Below are 22,975 nucleotides of genomic sequence, written 5' to 3'. Positions count from 1 at the left end.
TCCTCCGCTGGGGCCAGACCGCGTTCCAGGACTTCAAGGTCGTGCCCCCCGGCACCGGCATCGTCCACCAGGTGAACATCGAGCACCTGGCGAAGGTCATCTACGACCGCACCAACGGGGGCGTCCTCCAGGCCTACCCCGACACCTGTGTCGGCACCGACTCGCACACGACGATGGTCAACGGACTGGGCGTGCTCGGCTGGGGCGTCGGCGGCATCGAGGCCGAGGCCGCGATGCTCGGCCAGCCCGTGTCGATGCTCATCCCGCGCGTCGTCGGCTTCAAGCTCTCGGGTGAGATCCCCGCCGGCGTGACCGCGACCGACGTGGTGCTGACCATCACCGACATGCTGCGCAAGCACGGCGTCGTCGGCAAGTTCGTCGAGTTCTACGGCGAGGGCGTGGCCTCGGTCCCGCTCGCGAACCGCGCGACGATCGGCAACATGTCGCCCGAGTTCGGCTCGACCGCCGCGATCTTCCCGATCGACGACGTCACCCTCGACTACCTGCGCCTCACCGGCCGCAGCGACGAGGCCGTCGCGCTGGTGGAGGCCTACGCCAAGGAGCAGAAGCTCTGGCACGACGCCTCCCACGAGCCGGTCTTCAGCGAGTACATGGAGCTCGACCTGAGCACGGTCGTCCCGTCGATCGCCGGCCCGAAGCGCCCGCAGGACCGCATCCTCCTCTCCGAGGCGAAGACGCAGTTCGAGCAGGACATCCTGAACTACGCCACGGCCTCGACCAGCGACGACATCGTCGATCTCGAGTCCAAGCACTCCTTCCCGGCGTCCGACCCCGGTCAGGTCCCCGGCGAGGAGGAGCCGACCACGCGCCCCGTGCACATCAGCAGCGGTGCGCCGGCCAACGTGTCGAACCCCGTCCCGGTCACGACTCCGGAGGGCGAGAAGTACACGCTCGACAACGGCGCCGTCACCCTGGCCGCCATCACGTCGTGCACCAACACGTCCAACCCGTCGGTCATGATCGCCGCCGGTCTCCTCGCCCGCAAGGCGCGGGAGAAGGGCCTCAAGCAGAAGCCGTGGGTCAAGACCACGCTCGGCCCCGGCTCGAAGGTCGTCACCGACTACTACGAGAAGTCGGGTCTGGACAAGGACCTCGAGGGTCTCGGCTTCTACACGGTCGGCTACGGCTGCACCATCTGCATCGGAAACTCCGGCCCGCTGATCGAAGAGGTCTCCGAGGCGATCAACTCGCACGACCTCGCGGTCACGGCCGTCCTCTCGGGCAACCGCAACTTCGAGGGTCGCATCAGCCCGGATGTGAAGATGAACTACCTGGCCAGCCCGCCGCTGGTCATCGCGTACGCCCTCGCCGGTTCGATGCACTTCGACTTCGAGACCGACGCGCTCGGCAAGGACCCGGACGGCAACGACGTGTTCCTCAAGGACATCTGGCCCTCGCCGGACGAGGTGCAGGAGATCGTCGACTCGTCGATCTCGCGCGACCAGTTCATCAAGCAGTACGCCACCGTGTTCGACGGTGACGAGCGCTGGCGCAACCTGCCCACGCCGGACGACGACACGTTCCAGTGGGACGAGAACTCGACCTACGTGCGCAAGGCCCCGTACTTCGACGGCATGAAGATGGAGCTCACCCCGGTGAAGGACATCGAGGGCGCGCGCGTCATGGCGACGCTCGGCGACTCGGTCACCACCGACCACATCTCGCCCGCCGGGAACATCAAGCCGGGCACCCCCGCGGCCCAGTACCTCACGGAGCACGGCGTCGACCGCAAGGACTTCAACTCCTTCGGCTCGCGTCGCGGCAACCACGAGGTCATGATCCGCGGCACCTTCGCGAACATCCGTCTGAAGAACCTCATGGTCTCGGCCGTGAACGACGGACAGGTCGTCGAGGGCGGCTACACCCGCGACTTCACGCAGCCGGACGGCCCGCAGTCGTACATCTACGACGCGTGCATGAACTATGCCGAGCAGGGCACCCCGCTGGTCGTCTTCGGCGGCAAGGAGTACGGCTCCGGCTCGTCGCGCGACTGGGCCGCCAAGGGCACGAGCCTCCTGGGCGTCAAGGCCGTGATCACGGAGAGCTTCGAGCGCATCCACCGCTCCAACCTCATCGGCATGGGCGTCGTCCCGCTGCAGTTCCCCGCCGGCGAGAGCTGGGAGTCGCTGGGCCTCGACGGCACCGAGATCGTCTCGATCACGGGGCTCGAAGAGCTCAACAACGGCGTCACCCCGAAGACGGTCAAGGTCACCGCCACCCCGAGCGAGCACTCGCCGGAGGGCAAGCAGACCGTCGAGTTCGACGCGGTCGTCCGCATCGACACCCCCGGTGAGGCGAACTACTACCGCAACGGCGGCATCCTGCAGTACGTGCTGCGCTCGCTCGTCTGAGCCACGACGACGAAGGGGCCCGTGTCCACGGACACGGGCCCCTTCGGCATGTCAAGGGTCTGCCGCCCTCGGGGGATTCCCGGCTCCGAGCGGTAGGATCGAGAGCGTGTCCGCACCCGTTCGGGCGCACCGCCGAGGCCTGTGAGGAGGCGCAGATGCCCATTCTTCCGAGCATCTCTGGACCGCGCGATCTTGATCGGCTCTCGCCGGAGCAACTGGAAGAACTCGCTGCGGAGATACGGGCTTTCCTCGTCGAGAACGTCTCGCAGACGGGCGGTCACCTCGGTCCGAACCTCGGCGTCGTGGAGCTGACGATCGCCCTGCACCGCGTGTTCTCGTCTCCGGACGATCCCTTCATCTTCGACACCGGCCACCAGTCCTACGTCCACAAGATCCTCACCGGTCGTCAGGACTTCTCTAAGCTGCGCGTCCGGGACGGCCTCGCGGGCTACCCGCAGCGGGCGGAGAGCCCCCACGACGTCGTCGAGTCCTCCCACGCCTCCAGCTCGCTGAGCTGGGCCGATGGTGTGTCCCGGGCGCTCACCGCGACGGGGCGCGCGGACCGACACGTCGTCGCGGTGGTCGGCGACGGAGCGCTGACCGGCGGGATGACGTGGGAGGCGCTGAACAACATCTCCGACGACAACGACCGCAACCTCGTCATCGTCGTCAACGACAACGGCCGCTCGTATGCGCCGACCATCGGCGGCATGTCGCGGTTCCTCAACCGGGTCCGCACCGCGGCGGCCTACAAAGACCTCCACCACAAGTCCGATCGCCTCTTCCGCGCGTTCGGGCCGGTGGGCCGCGCCGTGTTCCGCGGCGTGCGCGGCGGCACCCACGGCTTCCTCTCCCGGTTCACCAACAACGAAGCCCTGTACTCCAACCTCGACATCAAGTACCTCGGTCCGGTCGACGGGCATGACCTTCCGGCGTTGCTGGAGACCCTGGAGCTGGCGAAGTCGTACGGCGCACCGGTCATCGTGCACGCGATCACCGAGAAGGGCCGCGGCTACCAGCCGGCCCGCGACGACGAGGCCGACCAGTTCCATGCGGTCGGCAAGATCGATCCCACGACGGGGGAGACCCTGTCCTCGGGCGGCCGCGGATGGACCGACGTGTTCTCCGATGCCCTCGTGAAGGTCGGGGAGCGGCGCTCGGACGTGATCGCGATCACCGCGGCCATGCTCCGGCCCACCGGCCTCGCCCCCTTCGCGGAGCGCTTCCCGGACCGTGTCTACGATGTCGGCATCGCCGAGCAGCACGCGGTGGCCTCGGCCGCCGGACTCGCGTACGGCGGCCTGCATCCGGTCGTCGCCGTCTACGCCACGTTCATGGGACGGGCATTCGACCAGGTGCTGATGGACGTCGCGCTGCACCGCGCCGGTGTGACCTTCGTGCTCGATCGGGCCGGCGTCACGGGTCCCGACGGCCCCAGCCACCACGGCATGTGGGATCTCGCCATGCTGCAGATCGTGCCGCACATCCGCATCGCCGCACCCCGTGACGGTGCACGACTGACGGAGGCGCTCGACGAAGCCGTCGCCGTCGAGGACGCTCCGACCGTCATCCGCTTCCCGAAGGGCGATGTCTCCGCCGATCTGCCGGCGCTCGAGCGCCTCTCGGACGGCGTGGACGTGCTGGCCCGCGGCGAGGGCGAAGACGTCCTCATCGTCGCCATCGGTCCGTTCGCCGCCCTGGCTCTGGACGTGGCCGACCGGCTGCGCGCCCAGGGCATCGGTGCCACCGTGATCGACCCGCGGTGGGCGATCCCCGTGCAGCCCTCGGTCGTCGAGCTCGCGGCGCGGCACCGCCTGGTGATCACCCTGGAGGACGGCATTCGCGTGGGCGGCATCGGCACGCGCGTCCGGCAGGTGCTCCGCGAGGCGGGCATCGACACGGCCGTCGACGAGCTGGGCCTTCCCGACGAGTTCATCGACCACGCGTCGCGCGATCAGATCCTCGCCGACGCGGGGCTCACCGCCTCGAAGATCGCCCAGGACGTCGTGGCGCAGGTGCTGGGCACCCGGATCCCGAAGGCCCGCCACGCCGGCGAGACCGGCGCGATCGAGCTCCCGCTGCACGAGCGCCACTGACGCGGTCCCGAGCAGGACTCCCGTCGTCAGCGGAGGTCGGCCACCGTCTCGCCGACGATCTGTTCCACTGCGGTGAAGGCGCGGGCGCGCTCGTCGGGGACGAGACCGACCCGCGTGCGGCGGTCCAGCACATCGGCTGCGGTGAGGGCGCCCTGGAACCGGACGGCGTGCTCGATGGCGGCGCGGGAGAGAGGGGCTCCCTCGACGACGGCGTCCTGCGGGCCGATCGGTGCGGGATCGTCGATCAGGCGCAGGGACGCGGTGCTGCTGGGGCCGGCGCGGAGACCGCGTTGCCGCACCGCCAGGTCGACGGCGTCCTCGGCCATCCGACGGTAGGTCGTCAGCTTGCCGCCGAGAACGGAGACGACGCCCGACGTGGAGGTGCGCACGAGATGCCGACGGGAGACGTCCGCGGTCTCAGCCGCTCCGGTGTCGACGAGCGGGCGGAGGCCGGCGAACGCCCCGCGGACGCGGTCCCGCGCCAGCGGCACCGCGAGCAGGCGGTTCAGGGTCTCCAGGAGGAAGGCGATCTCCGCCTCGGTGGGTTCGGCGACGGAGGGGATGGGCCCCGGTGCGTCGACATCCGTGAGCCCGACGATGACACGCCCGCCGCGCTGCGGCAGGGCGAACACGTAGCGGCTGATGGAGCCTTCGAGAGGGATGGTGAGCGCGGCGGTCGGGCGGCCGAGGTCGGCGGCGTCGAGGACGATGTGGGTGCCGCGGCTCGGGCGCAGCGTGAGGCCGTCGTCCAGGGTCGCCGCCCAGACTCCGGTGGCGTTGACGACGGCCCGTGCCCGGATCTCGATGCGTTCGCCGGTGAGCATGTCCGTCGCCGTGGCTCCGTCGGCGTGCAGCCGCTCGGCGCGGATTCGCGTGAGGATCCGCGCGCCGAGACCGGCAGCCGTGCGTGCGACAGCCACGACGAGGGCCGCGTCATCGGACAGCTGGCCGTCGTACGTGACCATGCCACCCCGCAGGCCGCGGGGATTCAGAGCGGGGAAGAGGCGCAGCGCTCTCGCCGTCCCGACGGGGTGAGGGCCAGGCAGGACCTTCCCGCTCGTGCGCGCCTGCAGGCGGAGGAGGTCGCCCATGGCCATCCCCGCCGCGCCGGCCCCGCGCTGGCGGCCGCTGACGCCCGGGGCGAACGGGAGAAGCTGTCCGAGCGGACGGATGAGGTGCGGCGCGATCACCGACATCAGCAGATGCCGCTCCCGTGCACTCTCGCGTGCCGTCGCCACGTCGCCCGTCGCGAGGTACCGCAGGCCGCCGTGGACGAGCTTCGAACTGAACCGGCTCGTCCCGAAGGCGAGGTCCTCCGCCTCGATGAGGGTCACGCGAAGCCCGCGTGATGCGGCGTCCAGGGCCACGCCCGTCCCGGTGATCCCGCCGCCGACCACGAGGAGGTCGCACGTGTCGGCGGCCGCGGCCGCGAGGTCGCTTCCGCGGCGCGCCGCGTGGAGGGCGGTCGAGGCGGCGGTCATGGCCGCAGGTGTCCGTCCAGCGCGGCGCGGAGCTCGCGTTCCCACGCCTGCTCGTCGATGAGGTCGGCCACCGTGCCGTGCGAGAGGACGGCGGACTGGGCGATCAGGAGCAGCATGACGGCGATCTCGCCGGGTTCGCCCGCGCGCACCGAGCCCTGGGCCTGTGCCGCTGCGATCGCGTCGGCCAGCCACCGGAGGATGAGTCGCTGGCTGGAGCCCACCCGGTGCAGCGTATAGCGGGTGAACGCCTCGGGCTCCTCGTCGAGGAGATGCCCGTATACCGGATCGGCGCGGAAGAGGGAGGTGAACCGGAGCACGTCGGCGACGAGCGCATCCCGGGAGTCGACCTTCTTGGGGAACTCCTGGAGGAGGGTGGCGACGCGCCGGAGGAGCGCGGAACGGACGACGTCGTCGGCATCACGCCAGGTCCGGTAGATGGTCGGGCGGCTGAGGCCGGAGCGCCGGGCGAGTGCGGCGATGGTCACGCCGTGGACACCGCTGCGGACGAGCAGGTCGTCCGCCGCGTCGAGGACTCGGCGTTGCGTGGCATCCCAGGCGGGAGGGAAGGCTTCCGAGGGAACATCCGAAGGTTGACGTTCTTCCATGATGTGTCACACTGTAACCCATGGAGCAGCGGAACGGCAGAGGAGCCGACAGGCCCGAGATGCGCTGGAACGGCTGGGGCGACCCGGAACGGGCGAAGGACCTCCCTCTCGCGGTCCGCGGCCTGCTGCCCCTGCTGCTCGGCCGTGTTCCCCGCCGGCCGCGTCCGCCCGCTCTGGATGACGTGCGTGTGCGGCCCTCCCGGCTGACGGCCGCTGATCTCGACGCGCTGGTGGCGGCGGTCGGTCCCGACGCTGTCGACGCCACGTCGTCGGCGCGCCTCCGGCATGCCGGGGGGCGCTCCACCCCCGATCTCCTGCGGCGGCGGGCTGTCGAGCAGGATGCGCCCGACGCCGTCGTGTTCCCCGCGGACCATGACGCCGTGTGCGCCTGCCTCGCGCTGGCGGGAGAGCGCGGGATCGCCGTGATCCCCTTCGGTGGAGGAACGAGCGTGGTCGGGGCGCTGGACCCGGAGACCGGCCCGCATCGCGCGGTGCTCAGCCTGGATCTGCGCCGGCTCTCCGGGCTGCTCCGGCTCGACGAAGTGAGCGGCGAGGCGACCCTCGCGGCAGGTACCACCGGACCCGAAGCCGAAGCGCTGCTGTCGGCGCACGGGTTCGAGCTGGGGCACTTCCCGCAGAGCTTCCGGTACGCGACCATCGGCGGCTTCGCCGCCGCCCGATCCTCCGGGCAGAACTCCGCGGGCAACGGGCGTTTCGACGCGATGGTGACGGGGATCCGCGTCGCGACGCCGACGGGAGACCTCGACCTCGGCCGCGCGCCGGGATCGGCGGCGGGGCCCGATCTCCTCCGCCTCTTCCTGGGGTCCGAGGGGATCTTCGGCGTGATCACGGAGGTCCGCGTCCGAGTGCACCCGGTACCGACCGTGCGGATCTTCGAGTCGTGGACCTTTCCCGATTTCGATCGCGGGGCCGATGCGCTCCGCCGGGTCGTCCAGCAGGGGGCCGGCCCCACGGTCATCCGGCTCTCGGATGAAGCCGAGACCGCTGTGAGCCTCGCCCAGGTCGGCCGGATCGGGAAGGCTCTCGCGAAGGGGGCGAGCGTCGTGACGGTGTTCGAAGGCGACGACGCCGCAGCGCGCCGGGACCGGACCGCGGAGATCCTCGCCGAGGTCGGCGGCCGGTCCGCGGGCACCGGCGACGCGGAGGAATGGGCGGCGGGACGCTTCGACGGTCCGTATCTGCGCGATGCTCTGCTCGACGCCGGGGTGTTCTGCGAGACGCTGGAGACCGCGACCACCTGGTCGAACCTGCGCACTCTGAAGGAAGCGGTCGAGGGGGCGCTGCGGGACGGCTTCGACGCGGCGGACGCCCGCTCGTACGTCATGTGTCACGTCTCCCACGTGTACCCGACCGGCGCGTCCCTCTACTTCACGGTGCTCGCCGGGCTGCGACAGGATCCGCTCGGCGCCTGGACCGTCGTGAAGGGCAGGGTGAACGACGCGATCCTCGCGAACGGCGGGACGATCAGCCACCATCACGCCGTGGGTCGCGATCACGCCCCCTGGCTCGCGCAGGAGATCGGGGACACCGGAGTGCGGATCCTCACGGCCGTGAAGCGGGAGCTCGATCCTCGCGGCATCATGAACCCGGGCGCAGTCCTCGCCGATGTCCCGATCGGGACGACCGTCTGAGATGGGGCACATCGCGGTGCTGTCGAACCCGCTGTCCGGCAAGGGCCGCGGGCAGCGGGTCGCGGACGACGCGCTCGCTCACCTCCGACGGTGCGGCGCGGACGTGCGCGTGTACGCCGGGCGTTCTGCTGCCGACACGAGGCGGCTGGCCGCAGTGGCCCTGGACGCGGCACCGGACGGACTCGTCGTGGTCGGCGGCGACGGCACCCTCTCGGGCATCCTCGAACTCGTGTGCGCCGCGGGCATCCCGGTCACGGTCGTCCCCGCCGGCACCGGGAACGACCTGGCGCGCGCCCTCGGGCTGCCGCGCGCGGACGTGGCGAAGGCGGTCGAGCTCGCGCTGACCGGCGTGCCCCGCGCCATCGACATCGGCGAGGTGCGGACGTCGACGGGCACTTCCCTCTTCCTCACCGTGGCGGCTCTGGGGTTCGACGCCCGGGTGAGCGATCGCACCAACCGCCTCCGCTGGCCCTCCGGCGCGCTGCGGTACTACCTCGCGCTGCTGATCGAGCTCATCCGGCTGCGTCCCCTCGATTTCACGATCCGTGCCGATGACGGCCCGGTGACCCCGGCCCGCGGCATCCTCGTGGCGGTCGGGAACACGGCCAGCTACGGCGGGGGGATGCCGGTCTGCGTGGGGGCGGCCCCGGACGACGGCGCCCTCGACGTCGTCGCCGTGGGGCCCCTGGGCCGCCTCCGGCTGGTGCGCCTGTTCCCGCTCCTCTTGCGCGGGACACACCTCGCACGGCCCGAAGTGCAGCACCTGCGCGCCGGCACCGTCACGGTCTCCGCTCCGGGCCTCGTGGCCTACGCAGACGGCGAGCGCGTGGGGGAGGATTCCTGCACGATCTCGATCCGCGCGGGGGCACTGACCGTCATGACTCGGGCGGAGCGGAAGGACGCGCATGTTCGATGAGGACGTCGTCATCGTCGGGTCGGGCTTCGGCGGCTCCGTCGCGGCGCTCCGACTCACGGAGAAGGGCTACCGCGTCCGCGTGTTCGAGGCCGGGCGGCGCTTCGCCGACGAGGACTTCGCGAAGACCAGCTGGGACGTGCGTCGCTACCTCTGGGCCCCGGCGCTCGGGTGCTTCGGGGTGCAGCGCGTCCATCGGCTGCCGCACGTCATGATCCTCGCCGGTGCAGGCGTGGGCGGGGGGTCGCTCAACTACGCGAACACGCTGTACGAACCGGGCGCGGCGTTCTTCGCCGACCCCCAATGGGCGTCGATCCGAGACTGGCGCGCGGCGCTGGCACCGCACTATGCCACGGCCAGGCGCATGCTCGGTGTGGTGGAGCGCTACCCGCACGAGGGTCCGGTGGAGCGGATCATGGCCGGAGCCGCGGAGGACCTCGGGGTGGGCGCGACTTTTCGCCGAGCTCCGGTCGGCGTATGGTTCGGTGAACCCGGGAAGCGGGTCGCCGATCCGTTCTTCGGGGGCGAGGGTCCGGATCGCACGGGATGCACGCTCTGCGGTAACTGCATGGTCGGCTGCCGCGTCGGTGCCAAGAACACCCTGGTGAAGAACTACCTCGCCCTCGCCGAGCGCCGCGGAGCGGTCATCGAGCCGCTGCGCACCGTCACCGAGGTGCGGGAGCTGTCGGACGGCGGCTTCTCCGTCACGACGCGGCGCAGCGGGGCCTGGTTCCGCCGGCGGGAGCAGACCGTCACCGCACGAGAGGTCGTGCTGGCCGCGGGGACCTGGGGCACGCAACAGCTCCTGCACCGGATGAAGGACGCCGGAGCGCTGCCACGGATCTCCGACGCCGTGGGCCGGCTCACGCGGACCAACTCGGAGGCCCTGGACGGGGCCGTCGCCGTCCGAGTGCCCGACGGGGTGGAACTGGCGCGCGGCGTGGCGATCACGACCTCGTTCCACGTGGACGAGCGCACCCACGTCGAGAACGTCCGCTACGGTCCGGGATCGAACCTGATGGGCGCTCTCGCCACCGTGCTGGTCCCCGGTGACCGCGCCCTGCCGGGTCGCCTGGTCGCACTCGCGGGGCAGGTGCTGCGCCGTCCCGCGCGGGCCCTGCGCCTTGCCTCTCTCCGACGCTGGAGCGAGCGGGGGATCATCGCGCTCGTCATGCAGACCGCCGACAACTCGCTCACGCTGTCGCTGCGGCGGCGCTTCGGGCGCGTGCAGCTCACGAGCGCCCAGGGGCACGGCGCACCGAACCCCAGCCACCTCCCCGAGGCGCATCGTGCCGCCCGTGCCATCGCCGCCCGCCTGCAGCGCGAGGGCGGAGTGCCCACCGAGGCGCGCGGATCCTGGCCGGAGGTCTTCGGGATCCCGCTCACCGCGCACTTCCTCGGCGGGGCGGTCATCTCCGCTTCGCCGGAGCACGGCGTCGTGGACGAGTATCAGCGCGTCTGGGGACACCCCGGACTGCATGTCGTCGACGGAGCCGCCGTGCCCGCCAATCCGGGGGTGAACCCGTCCCTGACCATCACCGCCCTCGCGGAGCACGCCCTGTCGCACTGGCCACGACGCGGGGAGCCGGATCCCCGGCCGACGCCGGGGACGACACAGGGGGCCACGCCTTCGGCGCGACCCCCTGCGGAGATGTGATCAGCGGCTCTCGATACCGCGGATCTGCGGCGTGTGGAACGAGCCGCCGAACGCGCGCTCGGACGCCCCCTCGCGGTCGAGGTACGGCGACGCCCCACCATCGATGAACGGCCAGCCCGCGCCCAGGATGAGGCACAGATCGATGTCCTCGACCTCCGGGACCACACCCTCGTCGAGCATCCGCTTGATCTCGGTCGCGAGCCCGTCCTGTACGCGCTGCAGGATCGTGGCGGCGGACGCCGGGCTCTTGCCGACCGCCGGAGCGAGGACCTTCTCGGCCTGCTTCGTCCAGCCGACCACCCGGCCGCCCTTGTCCTTCTCCACGACCTGGTCGAGCTCGGCCAGGGCGTGGAAGTTCTCGTTGGCGTAGAACCGGTCGGGGAACGCGCGCACCATCGTGTCCTGCACGTGCGCGGCGACCTTCCAGCCGACGAGGTCGATGAGCTGGAAGGGACCCATCGGCAGGCCGAGCGGCGCGAACGCCTTCTCGACGTCAGCGATCGGGGTGCCCTCGTAGACGGCGCGCGCCGCCTCGCCCATAACCTTCGCGAGCAGACGGTTCACCACGAAGCCCGGGGCGTCGGCGGTGAGCACCGCGTTCTTGCCGAGGTTCTTGGCGACGACGAACGCGGTCGACAGTGCTGTGTCCGCCGTCGCCGGCGTCTTCACGATCTCGATCAGCGGCATGACCGCGACCGGGTTGAAGAAGTGGAAGCCGACGAGCCGCTCCGGGTGGGCCAGCTTCGCGCCGATCTCCTCGACCGACAGCGACGAGGTGTTGGTGGCGAGCACCGCGTCCTCCGCGATGATCTTCTCGATCTCGCCGAAGACCTGCTGCTTGACGCCGACCTCTTCGAAGACCGCCTCGATGACGAAGTCGCAGTCCGCGTAGAGGCTCTTGTCGGTCGTGCCGGTGACGAGGCCGCGCAGCTTGTTCGCGGTGTCCGCGTCCACCCGGCCCTTGGTCTCCAGCTTGCCGATCTCCTCGTGGATGTAGGCGACACCCTTGTCGACGCGCGCCTGGTCGAGGTCGGTGATGAGCACCGGCACCTGGAGCTTGCGCACGAACAGCAGCGCGAACTGGCTGGCCATGAGGCCCGCACCGATGATGCCGACCTTGGTGACCTTCTTCGCGAGCTCCTTGTCGGGGGCGCCGACCGGACGCTTCGCGCGCTTCTGCACGAGGTCGAACGCGTACATCGAGGCCGCGAACTGATCGCCGGTCACGAGTTCCGCCAGCGCCTCGTCTTCGCGGGCGAAGCCCTCCGCCTTGGTGCCGCTCTTCGCCTTGTCGAGCAGTTCGAGGGCGGCGTACGGCGACTTCGGCACGGTGCCGATCTTCGACTCCAGCATGCCGCGGGCCATCTTGATGGCGATCGGCCACTTGGTGAGGCGCTCGATCTTGCCGGGCTCGTTCTTTCGCACGACCTTCTTGCCGCCGAGGACCGCGTCCGCCCAGGCGAGAGAGTTCTCCAGGTAGGTCGCGGCAGGGAAGATGGCGTCGAAGATGCCGAGGTCGAAGGCCTGCTGGGGTTTCAGCATGCGGTTCTGCTTGAGCGGGTTGGAGATGACCACCTCGAGGGCGTTCTCGATGCCGATGAGGTTCGGCAGCAGGTAGGCGCCGCCCCACCCGGGGATGATGCCGAGGAAGACCTCGGGGAGCGCCACGGCCGCGGCCGAGGCGTCGACCGTGCGGTACGTGGAGTTCAGGGCGATCTCCAGCCCACCGCCCAGCGCCAGGCCGTTCACGAACGCGAACGACGGCACGCCGAGCTCGCTCAGCTTCCCGAGCACCTTGTGGCCGAGCTGGGCGATCAGACGCGCGTTGTCGCGCGATCCGACCTTGCTGATGTCCGAGAGGTCGGCGCCGGCGGCCATGATGTACTGCTTGCCGGTGATGCCGACCGCCTGGATCTCGCCGGCCGCCGCGCGGGCCTTGAGGCCGTCCAGCGTCGCGCCGAGCTCGGTGAGGGTGGCCGGGCCCAGGGTGTTCGGGCGGGTGTGGTCACGACCGTTGTCCAGCGTGATCAGGGCGAGGACCTTGCCCGAGGCGAGGCGGATGTCGCGCACGGGGGAGTGCGTGACGACCTCTCCCTCGGTGAGCGCCTGGATGGGCGAGAAGTCGACGTCGTCGTAGCTCACTTCTTCTTCTTTCCGTCGTAGTGCGGGTTCTCCCAGATGACCGAGCCGCCCTGGCCGAGACCGACGCACATCGCCGTCAGGCCGTAGCGCACGTCGGGGCGCTCCGCGAACTGCGCCGCGAGCTGGATCATGAGCCGGACGCCGGAAGCGGCCAGCGGGTGGCCGACCGCGATCGCGCCGCCCCACGGGTTCACCCGGGGGTCGTCGTCGTCGATGCCGAAGTGGTCGAGGAGGGAGATCACCTGGATGGCGAATGCCTCGTTGAGCTCGAAGAGCCCGATGTCGGAGATGTCGAGGCCGGCCTTCTTGAGCGCCTTCTCGGTCGACGGGATCGGGCCGATGCCCATGATCTCCGGCTGCACGCCGGCGAAGGCGAACGAGACCATCCGCATCTTCGGCGCGAGGCCGAGCTCGTTGACGGCGCTGCCGCCGGCGAGCAGCGACATGGTCGCGCCATCGGTGAGCGGCGAAGATGTCCCGGCGGTGACGCGGCCGTGCGGACGGAACGGCGTCTTGAGACCGGCGAGGTCCTCCATCGTGGTCTGCGGACGGCGGCCCTCGTCCTCGGTGGCCAGGCCCCAGGCGCCGTCGGCGCCCTTGATCGCGACCGGCACGAGATCCGGCTGGATCTTGCCTGCGTCATAGGCGGCCTGCACCTTCTGCTGGCTGCGCATGCCGTAGCGGTCGGAGCGCTCCTTGGTGAGGTGCGGGAAGCGGTCGAAGATGCGCTCCGCGGTGACGCCCATGTTGAGGGCGCCGGGGTCGACCATCTTCTCCGCCACGAAACGCGGGTTGGGGTCGGCGTTCGCGCCGATCGGGTGGTGCCCCATGTGCTCGACGCCGCCCGCGAGGGCGAGGTCGTACATGCCCACGCCGATCGAGGCGCCCATGGTCGTCACGCTCGTCATCGCGCCGGCGCACATGCGCTCGACCGCGAGTCCGGGGACGGTCTGGGGGAGTCCGGCGAGGATCGCCACCGACCGCCCGAGGGTGAGCCCCTGGTCGCCGGTCTGGCTCGTCGCGGCGATGGCGACATCGTCGATGCGGTCCGCCGGCACGGCCGCGTTGCGCTCCATCAGGCCGATGGTCGCCTTGACGGCGAGGTCATCCGCGCGGGTGTTCCAGTACATGCCCTTTTCGCCGGCGCGCCCGAAGGGGGTGCGCACTCCATCGACGAAGAAGACGTCCGAGATCTCGGCCACTCTGCCTCCAAGTTAGTGCGGTGGCCTCAGTCTATGAACGGCCGGAAACCGGGAGGAATCGGTTGGATCGAACCTACGAAGCGGTCGCGGACGTGGTGTCGGGCGATTGCGTCGCCTCTACAAAGGCGTCGGCGATCTTCTGTGCAGTCTGTTCAACCTGCCAGGGGCGGGCTCCGAGCGCGGAGAGCGCGGCGCCGACCCCTTCCGCCGTGGCGTCCGGGCCGTCCCACGCGACCCGGCGCAGGTACTCGGGCGTGAGGAGGTTCTCGGTGGGCATGCCCAGCTCCTCCGCGACCGCCTCGACCGCGGGACGGGCGGCCTTCAGGCGGGCGTCCGCCTCCGGGTTGCGGTCGCCCCAGGCGCGGGGCGGCGGGAGCGCGTCGCTCGGCACACGCTCGCGCGGCAGCGTCTCGGCGGCACGGCCATCGACGATCGCCTGCCACCAGCGGTCGAGCTGGGTGCGGCTCGCGCGGCCCTGGAACTCCTTGACTCCGGCGAGAGCCTGCTTGGAGGCGGGGTTGGCGAGGACCGCAGCGACGAGAGAGCGGTCGGGAACGAGACGGCCGGGGGAGATGTCCTGCTGCTGCGCGTACATCTCCCGTGCCTCCCACAGCGCGCGGGCGACGGCGAGATTGCGGGCACCGCGCACCTGGTGGAGACCGCTCAGCCGCCGCCAGGGGTCTTCGCGCGGGGCCTTCGGGGCTCGGGCCAGGGTGGCGGCGAACTCTTGGGCGGCGAAGACGGTCTTGCCCTGCTCCTCGAGCTCGGCGACGAGGGCGTCGCGGACGTCGACGAGGTGCAGCACGTCCAGCGCGGCATAGTCCAACCAGGAGTCGGGCAGCGGCCGGGTCGACCAGTCGGCCGCCGAGTGCTCCTTCTTCAGGGTGATGCCGAGCGTGTCCTCGACGACGGCGGCCAGACCCACCCGGTCGTGACCGAGCAGGCGGGACGCGAGCTCGGTGTCGAAGATCTCCGTCGGCTCCAGGTGCAGCTCGCGCAGCGACGGGAGGTCCTGGCTGGCGGCGTGGAGCACCCACTCGACGTCGCCGATGGCCTCCTGCAGGGGAGCGAAGTCACCGATTGCGGGCGGGTCGAACAGGAACACCCCGGCCTCGCGCCGGAACACCTGCACCAGATAGGCCCGCTGCGAGTAGCGGAAGCCGGACGCCCGCTCGACATCGACGGCGACCGGGCCGGTGCCTGCGGCGAGCGCAGCGCAGGCGGCGCGGAACTCCTCGGTTTCGGAGATCACGGAGTATTCAGTCACGTACAGCCTTTCGCGCGCCGATCACGGCGATGCCCTCGGAACCCGGCGGAAGCCCCGCCAGCATTCCGACCAGCTCGGCCCATGCTTCGACGTGCGGTCGGAACGGGCCCTCCGGAGTCCAGGACGCCCGCAATTCTATCTGGGCGCCATCGCCCTCGTCGGCGAGGCCGCCGAATCCCTTCGACAGCGTCTTCGTCGACGTGCCCGACGGGGAGTGGTAGATCGCGTCCCGGGAATCCAGCGCGTCCACGAGCCACGACCAGGTGACGTCGGCGAGCAGGGGGTCGGTGCCGATCTCGGTCTCGAGTGGCGCCTGGGCGAAGATCACGATGCGCCAGGCGCCGCCCCAGGCATCCGGCTCGTGCGGGTCGTGCAGCAGGATGAACCGTCCGGTCCCGTACACGGAGTCGCCGTCCTCGCCCGGGCGGACGTCGGCGGACAGAGCGATCGCGAAGGGGGCCAGATTCTGCGGCGTGGGGATCTCACGGACCGCGATGTCGTCGCGGAACGCGGTCGCGCGCAGTTCGGCGACGGCGGCGTCGAAGGGCGTCCCGGCCTCGGGGTGTGCGGTCACGGCAACAGGCTAGAGTCGGAAGGCGATGAAGAGTCTCAGGCACGCCGTTGCGATCGTTGTCCCCGCGCTCCTCGCTGTGGGCGCTGCCGTCGGGGTCCTCGTGATCGCGGTGGCGCGCCGGGTCGTCATCCCATTGCGCAGTCGCATTCAGGACACGGAGATCCTCGCGATCGACACCGGCGCTCAGACGATCGAGCTCCGCCGCACGCTCGACACCGAGTTGCCTGGGCGGTACGGCCTGTTCACGACGGGCACCTACGGCTACGTCAAGCTCGGCGCGGTGCTCAGCGCGGACAGCACGACCGTGCGGCGCAAGCTCCTCACGAAGATCGAACCCGGAGCCAGGGTGGACCGCGGAGCATCGTTCAGCGGAAGCTACTACACGTCGCCGAGCGAGCTGCACCTGCGCTGGGAGAACGTGCTCATCGGCTCTCCGGCCGGACCGTGCCCCGCGTGGTTCTTCCCCGGGGAATCCTCGACCTGGGTCATCCAGGTGCACGGTCGCGGCACCACGCGGGCGGAATGCATCCGTGCCGTGCCGGTGCTGCACGCGGCCGGGCTGCCCACGCTCGTCGTGTCCTACCGCAACGACGGCGAGGCGCCGCGCACGCGAGCGGGCGCCTATGCCCTCGGCGCGTCGGAGTGGCGGGACGTGGACGCCGGGATCGCCTACGCGTTGCGTCACGGCGCGGAGCGCGTCGTGCTGATGGGCTGGTCCATGGGCGGGGCGGTGTCGTTGCAGGCTGCGGTCAACTCTGGCCACCGCGATCGCATCGCGGGCATCATCCTCGAGTCGCCGGTCGTGGACTGGCGCACCGTGCTGCGCTTCCAGGCCCGGGTCGCCCGGGTCCGCGAACCTCTGCCCGCCCTCGCGATGGGGGCGCTGCAGCTGCCGCTCACGGCGAAGCTCAGCGGTGCGGACGAGCCCATCCTGTTCGACCGGCTGGACATGGTCGCGCGGGCCGACGAGCTGCAGGCGCCGATCCTCATCCTGCACAGCGACGACGACGGCTTCGTCCCCGCGGACGCCTCGCACGCCCTGCAGGAGGCGCGGCCGGACCTCGTGACCATGCCGCGCTTCACCGTCGCCCGGCACACCAAGCTCTGGAACTACGACGAGAAGGGCTGGACCACGGCCATCACGGAGTGGCTCGCGGCACAGGGGCTCAGCGCTTCTGCCTGACCTGGTTCTTGGCCCGCATCAGCATGCCGGTCATGCCGCCGATCCGCAGCGGTGACACGGCCTTGGTGAGCCCGATCGACTGCGGGTAGTCCTCGGGGATCGCCAGGACCTCGTCCGCCGTCAGTCCGGTGAGGCCCTGCACGAGGATGCTCGCGAACCCCCGGGTCGTCGGCGCCTCTTCCGGAGCCGTGGCGTGCATGGTCACAACGTCGTCGTGGACCTCGACGAAGATGTAGACCGGCGATTGGCATTCCGCGACGCGCTCGCACATCTCCGGATGCGCCGCCACCTCGTCGGAGACGGCAGGCAGCTCGTCGGCGTACTCCAGGAGCAGCAGCAGACGGTCCGATTCCGGGGTCTCCAGGAATCCGTCGCGGATCTCGGCGAGGGTCTCGGGCAGGGTGGAGGCGTTCATCCCCGCCATTCTCCCACCTCAGACAGTGCCGGGCTCCGTGCCCGTGACGATCGGGACGCGCACGGCACTGCCCCACTCCGTCCACGAGCCGTCGTAGTTGCGGACGTTCTCGAAGCCGAGGAGGTGCTTCAGCACGAACCAGGTGTGGCTCGAGCGCTCCCCGATGCGGCAGTAGGCCACGACGTCGTCGCCGTCCTGCAGCCCGGCGCCGTCACGGTAGATGGCGTCGAGTTCTGCGCGACTCTTGAAGCCGCCATCCTCGGCGACGGCCTTCGCCCACGGCACGCTCTGCGCGGTGGGGATGTGGCCGGCCCGCAGCGTCCCCTCCTCCGGGTAAGCGGGAGCGGTGGTCCGCTCGCCGCTGTACTCCTCCGGCGAGCGCACGTCGATGAGCGGGGCGCCGAGGTGGGCGAGCACGTCCTCCTTGTATGCGCGGATGACCGTGTCGTCGCGCTCCACCACCGGGTACTCCGTGGCGGGGCGGTTCGTCGCCTCGCGGGTGAGCTCGCGGCCCTCCGCGATCCAGCGGTCACGACCGCCGTCGAGCAGACGGACGTCCTCGTGGCCGAAGAGCGAGAACACCCACAGCGCGTACGCCGCCCACCAGTTGTTCTTGTCGCCGTAGATGACCACCGTGTCGTCGCGGGCGATGCCCTTGCGGCTCAGCAGCTCGGCGAAGCCCTCGCCGTCGACGTAGTCCCGCACCACCGGGTCGTTGAGCTCGGTGTGCCAGTCCACCTTCACCGCTCCGGGGATATGGCCCGTCTCGTAGAGGAGGACGTCCTCGTCCGACTCGACGACGACGAGGCCGGGCTCTCCCAGGTGGGCGGCGAGCCACTCGGTCGTCACCAGGCGGCCGGGTTCGGCGTACTCGGCGAACTTGGGGGAGGAGGAGTCGAACTCGATGGCCATGGGGTCTCCGTAGCGGTGAGCGGGCGAGCGGGCGGTACGGACGGCGTAGTGTGGATCCGTCCCTTCGACGATAGATCCTCCGCGCGCCCCCGGGACCCGATCCGTAAGACTTCGACACAGGCCGTTGCCTGATTCAGGACCGTGATGACCGACCCGACCACCCGCACCGGAACCGTCCACCTCACCGAGCGCACGCCGACGGTCAGCGGACCCGAGATGCTCGCGAGCCTGGTGCCGCCGCCGCAGTTCGACGACGCCACGTTCGACAGCTACCGTGCGGACCCCGCCTACCCGTCGCAGGAGGAGGCCAAGCAGACGCTGCTCCGGTTCGCCGGACGCGGCGCCCCCGTCAAGCGGGGCGGCCTGTTCAGCAGGGCGAAGAAGGAGCCCGAGCTGAAGCCCGGGGTCTACCTCGACGGCGGTTTCGGCGTGGGCAAGACCCACCTGCTCGCGTCGATCTACCACGCGATGCCCGCGCGCCGGAAGTACTTCGGCTCGTTCATCGAGTACACCGCCCTGGTGGGTGCCCTCGGCTACAAGAACACCGTCGACCTCCTGAAGGGCGCCGATCTGCTCTGCATCGACGAGTTCGAGCTCGACGACCCGGGCGACACCATGGTCATGACGCGTCTGCTCGGTGAGCTCGTGCCCACCGGGACCCGGCTCGCGGCGACCTCCAACACGCCGCCGAACGCGCTCGGCGAGGGGCGTTTCGCCGCGCAGGACTTCCTCCGCGAGATCCACGCGATGTCGGACAGCTTCCAGACCCTGCGCATCGACGGCGTCGACTTCCGGCAGCGCGCGATCGACGGTCACGCCGTGGCGCTGGACGACGCGGCGTACGGCGCCGCAGTGGAGAGGGCAACGGCGGACGGCGCCGTGTCGGACGACGCGTTCGACGACCTCATCCGGCACCTGGCGCAGGTGCACCCCTCGCGCTACATCCGGCTCATCGACGGCCTGCACCGGGTGGGGCTGCGGGGCGTGCGTCAGCTCACCGACCAGTCCGAGGCCCTGCGGTTCGTCGCCTTCGTCGACCGCGTCTACGATGCCCAGATCCCGATCCTCGCGACGGGCCTCGGGCTCGACGCCGTGTTCTCCGACGAGATGCTCGCCGGCGGCTACCGCAAGAAGTACCTGCGCGCCATCTCCCGGCTCAACGCGCTCACGCATTCTGCGTAAGCCCGCAGGCCCGCGTAACGCGATGTTCACACGCGGAGCCGGGCTGTAACCGCGGGGAAACAAACCTCACGCATGGGCGAAATCGCCCGTGGTCACACTGAAGCTCTCAACTACTTCGGATGTGAGGTTTTCCTATGGATGCTCCCGGCAACATCTCGTGGGCGATCACCGCGACGGCACTGGTGCTGCTCATGACGCCCGGCGTCGCGTTCTTCTACGGCGGTCTCGTCAAGGCGAAGAGCGTCGTCAGCATGATGATGATGAGCTTCGGCTCGATCGGACTCGTCGCCGTGCTGTGGATTCTCTTCGGCTTCTCGATGAGCGCCGTCGACAGCCCGACGGCTTTCGCGGGCAACCCCTTCGCGGACATCGGCCTGTCCAGCCTCGCCTCGGGTGAGGGGTCGAACGTCGCCCTCCTCAGCGTCGCGTACGGCGCCACCTTCGCGATCATCACCGTCGCCCTCATCTCCGGGGCGATCGCCGATCGGGCGAAGTTCGGCAGCTGGCTGATCTTCGCGGGCGTGTTCGCCACGGTCGGCTACTTCCCGGTCGCCGCCTGGGTCTGGGGCGGTGGCTGGATCATGAACCTCGGGACGACCCTGTTCGGCGAGGACAGCGGCATCGGCGTGATCGACTACGCCGGCGGTACCGCGGTGCACATCAACGCGGGCGCCGCGGCGCTGGCCCTCGCCCTGGTGCTGGGCAAGCGCATCGGGTTCCAGAAGGGCATCCTCAAGCCGCATAACGTACCGCTGACGCTGCTGGGCGCCGCCCTGCTGTGGTTCGGCTGGTTCGGCTTCAACGCCGGTGCGGAGTGGCTCGCCGAGGACATGGGCGGCGTCGGACTCATCGGCCTGAACACCCTGGGCGCGACCGCGGCCGCGATCCTCGGCTGGATCCTCATCGAGCGCATCAAGGACGGCAAGCCCACCTCGGTCGGCGCCGCGTCCGGCGCGGTGGCGGGTCTCGTGGCGATCACCCCGGCGTGCGCCAACCTCACCCCGGGATGGTCCCTCCTGCTCGGAGCGGTCGCCGGCATCGTCTGCGCCCTCGCCGTGGAGCTGAAGTTCCGCCTCGGGTTCGACGACTCGCTCGACGTTGTCGGCATCCACCTCGTCGGCGGCCTCATCGGCACCGTGTACCTCGGCTTCTTCGCCACCGGCACCGGCCTGTTCGTCGGCGGCGACGCCCGCCAGCTCGCCGTCCAGGTGATCGCCGCGGCCGGCGTGCTGATCTACTCCTTCGTGGTCGCCTGGGTGATCGGCTTCGTGATCCAGAAGACGATCGGATTCCGCATCACGAACGAGGACGAGATCGCCGGTGTCGACCAGGTCGTCCACGGCGAGGAGGGCTACGCTCTCGCGAACGCGTGACGACGGTTAGGGTGACCGTGTGGGCACGACCAGCAACGGCATCCTGAAGACACTCACGGACCTCCTGCGCCGAGCAGTGGGCTCCTCCCGGGCGTCGCGGACCTCTCCCGGTCCGCGGCGCCCGGACGCGCGTCTGCGGACGGCCGAGGAACGCGAGCGGCGGTCCGGTACCGTGGCGGACTCCGGGGCGGAGCCGGGGAGAACGCGCGGCACCGAGACCGTGCGGCTCGATGCCGGGCGCATGCCGGCCGTCCGCGTGGCCTACGCTCCGCAGCGGGACGGCGCCCCGGATGCGGGCGAGGTGGTCTGGACCTGGGTGCCGTACGAGGAGAACGACGGCCGGGGCAAGGACCGGCCGGTGCTGGTGATCGGACGGCAGTCGTCCGAGCGGGTGTACGCGGTGCGGATGACCAGCAGGCCGCATGACGGCGACCGAGACTACCTCTCGATCGGGAGCGGGGAGTGGGACGGGCAGGGCCGCGAGTCGTGGGTCGACATCGAACAGCTCTACAGCGTCCACGAGCGTGGACTCCGCCGGGAGGCGGCGGCCCTGGATCGTACCCGGTACGCACGAGTAGCGGCGGCGCTCCAGCGGCGATACGGGTGGGCGCAGAGCTGAGACCGGCGCCGGTTCCCATCCGATCGACGCGGGGCTCCGAACCTTCCTGTGAGTCGCCGCCGGCGGCACCCAAGGAGGAATCATGCGTTTCATCCCGACCAAGGTCCATGGAGTTCTCGACTACGTCGTCGGGATCGCTCTGATCGCCGCGCCCTGGCTCTTCGGCTTCGCCGGCATGGGTGGAGCTCCCGTCGTCATCCCGATCGTGCTCGGCATCGGCCTCATCGTCTACAGCCTCTTCACGAAGTACGAGTGGGGTCCGTTCGGTCTGATCCCCATGCCCGTGCACCTCGTCTTCGACATCGTCGCGAGCCTCTTCCTCGCCCTGTCGCCGTGGCTGTTCGGCTTCGCGGACGAGGCGCTGAACGTCTGGCTCCCGCACGTCGTCGTCGGTGCCGCCGTCATCGTCGTCGTGCTGTTCTCCCAGCCGCAGCCGCAGAGCACGCGCGGACGGGCGGCGACCGCCTGACGCGGGACAGGACGAAGGGGCGACCGGATCCGATCCGGCCGCCCCTTCGTCATGAGGGCTACTCCTCGTTGTCGGCCTCGGCCTGATGCTCCTGCTGCTGCTCGGTGTCGACCTGGGCGGGAGGCAGGTCCTGGAGGAACTGGCGGTCGCTGTTCGGGTCGCCGCTCCCGTCGCCGGCGAGCGGATCCTGCGCGCTGACGTCGTCGGCGGGGATGTTCTCTCGTCCGTTCATGTCCTGTCCTCTCACGCGGGGCGCCGGGTGCGCCCGTTCGCAGGCGAGTCTGCCCGCCCTCGGCGGAGGACGGGATCCCCTGGTGCGATCGGACGCGCAGTGATAGGCGCGATCAGCCCCGGAGAGCGGCGCTGATCCAGCGGGCGTACTGGTGCCAGGGGTCGCCGCCCTGTTGCAGGACCGCGATGTGCGCGCGGATCTCAGGCGTCAGCGTGAACCACTCGCCGCCTTCGCGCGCAGAGGCGAACTCGCGGTGACGCTGCTGTTCGCGCACCCGGTCGCCCTGTTCGAAGGCGAGGAGCTCGTCGTGACGGATGCTCGCCAGGCGGCGCCGCGGCTGCCTGCTCGTGCCGATCTTCACCCTGCGGTCGTAACGGAGGTAGTACACGACGTCGATCCGCGGGAACGGCAGGTCGGGGTCGGGGGAGTCCCCGTAGCGCCAGTCGCAGAGCGCGCAGTGCCACGCGTCGTCCGTCCGCAGCCCGGCGAGACCGCCGCACAGCGGGCAGGGTCCGGGGAGAAGGCGGGGTTTCGGCACCGGAGCAGCGTACGTCGTCCCTCGGACATCGCCGCCATCTGGCAGCAGCCGGCGCTCCTGTCAACCACTGCCGCGGAGCGTCGTCCCTTGC

20 protein-coding genes are annotated in these 22,975 nt (G+C 70.5%); 10 read left to right on the top strand and 10 right to left on the bottom strand.

What is annotated here, in order from left to right:
- On the top strand, nucleotides 1-2,372 hold a 2,372-nt coding region (locus B2W79_RS12050; RefSeq protein WP_292789799.1), incomplete at its 5' end, for an aconitate hydratase.
- 155 nt (nucleotides 2,373-2,527) lie between these two features.
- Nucleotides 2,528-4,468: a 1-deoxy-D-xylulose-5-phosphate synthase gene (dxs, locus tag B2W79_RS12045; RefSeq protein ID WP_071328687.1), complete on the top strand. Its 1,941-nt coding sequence runs from the start codon at nucleotides 2,528-2,530 to the stop codon at nucleotides 4,466-4,468.
- 26 nt (nucleotides 4,469-4,494) lie between these two features.
- Here dxs and B2W79_RS12040 read toward each other — a convergent pair whose 3' ends face one another.
- Nucleotides 4,495-5,949, bottom strand: coding sequence for a glycerol-3-phosphate dehydrogenase/oxidase (locus tag B2W79_RS12040; protein ID WP_292789797.1), 1,455 nt, complete (start codon nucleotides 5,947-5,949; stop codon nucleotides 4,495-4,497).
- A complete protein-coding gene (locus tag B2W79_RS12035) occupies nucleotides 5,946-6,554 on the bottom strand; it encodes a TetR/AcrR family transcriptional regulator (protein WP_292789795.1) in 609 nt (202 codons plus the stop codon). Before B2W79_RS12035 ends, B2W79_RS12040 begins: the two co-directional genes overlap by 4 nt.
- A gap of 20 nt (nucleotides 6,555-6,574) precedes the next feature.
- Between B2W79_RS12035 and B2W79_RS12030 the strand changes: the two genes are divergently transcribed.
- From B2W79_RS12030 to B2W79_RS12020, 3 genes are read left to right on the top strand one after another with little or no spacing between them, the layout of a single operon-like run.
- On the top strand, nucleotides 6,575-8,206 hold the full coding sequence (locus B2W79_RS12030; RefSeq protein ID WP_292789793.1) for an FAD-binding oxidoreductase: 1,632 nt from the start codon (nucleotides 6,575-6,577) through the stop codon (nucleotides 8,204-8,206).
- A gap of 1 nt (nucleotide 8,207) precedes the next feature.
- On the top strand, nucleotides 8,208-9,122 hold the full coding sequence (locus tag B2W79_RS12025) for a YegS/Rv2252/BmrU family lipid kinase (protein WP_292789791.1): 915 nt from the start codon (nucleotides 8,208-8,210) through the stop codon (nucleotides 9,120-9,122).
- Nucleotides 9,112-10,776, top strand: a complete 1,665-nt coding sequence (locus B2W79_RS12020) for a GMC oxidoreductase (protein ID WP_292789789.1) — start codon at nucleotides 9,112-9,114, stop codon at nucleotides 10,774-10,776. Before B2W79_RS12025 ends, B2W79_RS12020 begins: the two co-directional genes overlap by 11 nt.
- Here B2W79_RS12020 and B2W79_RS12015 read toward each other — a convergent pair whose 3' ends face one another.
- From B2W79_RS12015 to B2W79_RS12000, 4 genes are all read right to left on the bottom strand, one after another.
- Nucleotides 10,777-12,918, bottom strand: coding sequence for a 3-hydroxyacyl-CoA dehydrogenase NAD-binding domain-containing protein (locus B2W79_RS12015; RefSeq protein WP_292789787.1), 2,142 nt, complete (start codon nucleotides 12,916-12,918; stop codon nucleotides 10,777-10,779). It abuts the gene before it with no gap.
- Entirely contained in the window at nucleotides 12,915-14,120 is a 1,206-nt protein-coding gene (locus B2W79_RS12010; RefSeq protein ID WP_292789785.1) for a thiolase family protein, read from the bottom strand. The genes B2W79_RS12015 and B2W79_RS12010 overlap by 4 nt, the downstream gene beginning before the upstream one ends.
- A gap of 73 nt (nucleotides 14,121-14,193) precedes the next feature.
- Nucleotides 14,194-15,387: a ribonuclease D gene (locus B2W79_RS12005; protein ID WP_292789783.1), complete on the bottom strand. Its 1,194-nt coding sequence runs from the start codon at nucleotides 15,385-15,387 to the stop codon at nucleotides 14,194-14,196.
- Nucleotides 15,380-15,961 (bottom strand): DUF3000 domain-containing protein, encoded by a 582-nt coding sequence (locus B2W79_RS12000; protein ID WP_071328678.1) that lies wholly within the window; start codon nucleotides 15,959-15,961, stop codon nucleotides 15,380-15,382. Before B2W79_RS12000 ends, B2W79_RS12005 begins: the two co-directional genes overlap by 8 nt.
- A 25-nt stretch (nucleotides 15,962-15,986) precedes the next feature.
- Between B2W79_RS12000 and B2W79_RS11995 the strand changes: the two genes are divergently transcribed.
- Nucleotides 15,987-17,144, top strand: coding sequence for an alpha/beta hydrolase family protein (locus B2W79_RS11995; protein ID WP_292789780.1), 1,158 nt, complete (start codon nucleotides 15,987-15,989; stop codon nucleotides 17,142-17,144).
- Here B2W79_RS11995 and B2W79_RS11990 read toward each other — a convergent pair.
- Nucleotides 17,128-17,559, bottom strand: a complete 432-nt coding sequence (locus B2W79_RS11990) for a SufE family protein (protein WP_071328676.1) — start codon at nucleotides 17,557-17,559, stop codon at nucleotides 17,128-17,130. The genes B2W79_RS11995 and B2W79_RS11990 overlap by 17 nt on opposite strands.
- An 18-nt stretch (nucleotides 17,560-17,577) precedes the next feature.
- Nucleotides 17,578-18,471, bottom strand: a complete 894-nt coding sequence (locus B2W79_RS11985) for a sulfurtransferase (protein WP_071328675.1) — start codon at nucleotides 18,469-18,471, stop codon at nucleotides 17,578-17,580.
- A gap of 144 nt (nucleotides 18,472-18,615) precedes the next feature.
- Here B2W79_RS11985 and zapE point away from each other — a divergent pair, with 144 nt between their 5' ends.
- The 4 genes from zapE (at nucleotide 18,616) to B2W79_RS11965 (ending at nucleotide 22,114) form a co-directional block, all read left to right on the top strand.
- Nucleotides 18,616-19,653 carry a cell division protein ZapE gene (gene zapE, locus B2W79_RS11980; protein ID WP_071328674.1) on the top strand — a complete coding sequence of 346 codons (1,038 nt, stop codon included), beginning with the start codon at nucleotides 18,616-18,618 and terminating at the stop codon, nucleotides 19,651-19,653.
- A 134-nt stretch (nucleotides 19,654-19,787) separates the two neighbouring features.
- On the top strand, nucleotides 19,788-21,026 hold the full coding sequence (locus B2W79_RS11975) for an ammonium transporter (RefSeq protein WP_025103552.1): 1,239 nt from the start codon (nucleotides 19,788-19,790) through the stop codon (nucleotides 21,024-21,026).
- 19 nt (nucleotides 21,027-21,045) lie between these two features.
- Nucleotides 21,046-21,645, top strand: a complete 600-nt coding sequence (locus tag B2W79_RS11970; RefSeq protein WP_292789774.1) for a type II toxin-antitoxin system PemK/MazF family toxin — start codon at nucleotides 21,046-21,048, stop codon at nucleotides 21,643-21,645.
- An 82-nt stretch (nucleotides 21,646-21,727) separates the two neighbouring features.
- A complete protein-coding gene (locus B2W79_RS11965) occupies nucleotides 21,728-22,114 on the top strand; it encodes an SPW repeat domain-containing protein (protein WP_060922080.1) in 387 nt (128 codons plus the stop codon).
- Between the two features lie 58 nt (nucleotides 22,115-22,172).
- Here B2W79_RS11965 and B2W79_RS11960 read toward each other — a convergent pair whose 3' ends face one another.
- Complete coding sequence (locus B2W79_RS11960; protein ID WP_292789770.1) at nucleotides 22,173-22,346, bottom strand: hypothetical protein; 174 nt, start codon at nucleotides 22,344-22,346, stop codon at nucleotides 22,173-22,175.
- A 112-nt stretch (nucleotides 22,347-22,458) separates the two neighbouring features.
- Complete coding sequence (locus B2W79_RS11955) at nucleotides 22,459-22,884, bottom strand: GIY-YIG nuclease family protein (RefSeq protein WP_071328673.1); 426 nt, start codon at nucleotides 22,882-22,884, stop codon at nucleotides 22,459-22,461.
- Between the last annotated feature and the right edge of the window lie 91 nt (nucleotides 22,885-22,975).

Origin of the sequence: Microbacterium sp. UBA7513, assembly GCF_002478345.1 — a bacterium.
Classification (GTDB): domain Bacteria; phylum Actinomycetota; class Actinomycetes; order Actinomycetales; family Microbacteriaceae; genus Microbacterium.
This window is presented reverse-complemented; position numbering and strand designations above follow the sequence as displayed.

Coding starts and splice junctions, on each gene's coding strand:
- dxs (WP_071328687.1), top strand. CDS start 2,528: ATGCCCATTCTTCCGAGCATCTCTGGACCGCGCGATCTTGATCGGCTC.
- B2W79_RS12040 (WP_292789797.1), bottom strand. CDS start 5,949: ATGACCGCCGCCTCGACCGCCCTCCACGCGGCGCGCCGCGGAAGCGAC.
- B2W79_RS12035 (WP_292789795.1), bottom strand. CDS start 6,554: ATGGAAGAACGTCAACCTTCGGATGTTCCCTCGGAAGCCTTCCCTCCC.
- B2W79_RS12030 (WP_292789793.1), top strand. CDS start 6,575: ATGGAGCAGCGGAACGGCAGAGGAGCCGACAGGCCCGAGATGCGCTGG.
- B2W79_RS12025 (WP_292789791.1), top strand. CDS start 8,208: ATGGGGCACATCGCGGTGCTGTCGAACCCGCTGTCCGGCAAGGGCCGC.
- B2W79_RS12020 (WP_292789789.1), top strand. CDS start 9,112: ATGTTCGATGAGGACGTCGTCATCGTCGGGTCGGGCTTCGGCGGCTCC.
- B2W79_RS11995 (WP_292789780.1), top strand. CDS start 15,987: ATGAAGAGTCTCAGGCACGCCGTTGCGATCGTTGTCCCCGCGCTCCTC.
- B2W79_RS11990 (WP_071328676.1), bottom strand. CDS start 17,559: ATGAACGCCTCCACCCTGCCCGAGACCCTCGCCGAGATCCGCGACGGA.
- B2W79_RS11985 (WP_071328675.1), bottom strand. CDS start 18,471: ATGGCCATCGAGTTCGACTCCTCCTCCCCCAAGTTCGCCGAGTACGCC.
- zapE (WP_071328674.1), top strand. CDS start 18,616: ATGACCGACCCGACCACCCGCACCGGAACCGTCCACCTCACCGAGCGC.
- B2W79_RS11975 (WP_025103552.1), top strand. CDS start 19,788: ATGGATGCTCCCGGCAACATCTCGTGGGCGATCACCGCGACGGCACTG.
- B2W79_RS11965 (WP_060922080.1), top strand. CDS start 21,728: ATGCGTTTCATCCCGACCAAGGTCCATGGAGTTCTCGACTACGTCGTC.
- B2W79_RS11960 (WP_292789770.1), bottom strand. CDS start 22,346: ATGAACGGACGAGAGAACATCCCCGCCGACGACGTCAGCGCGCAGGAT.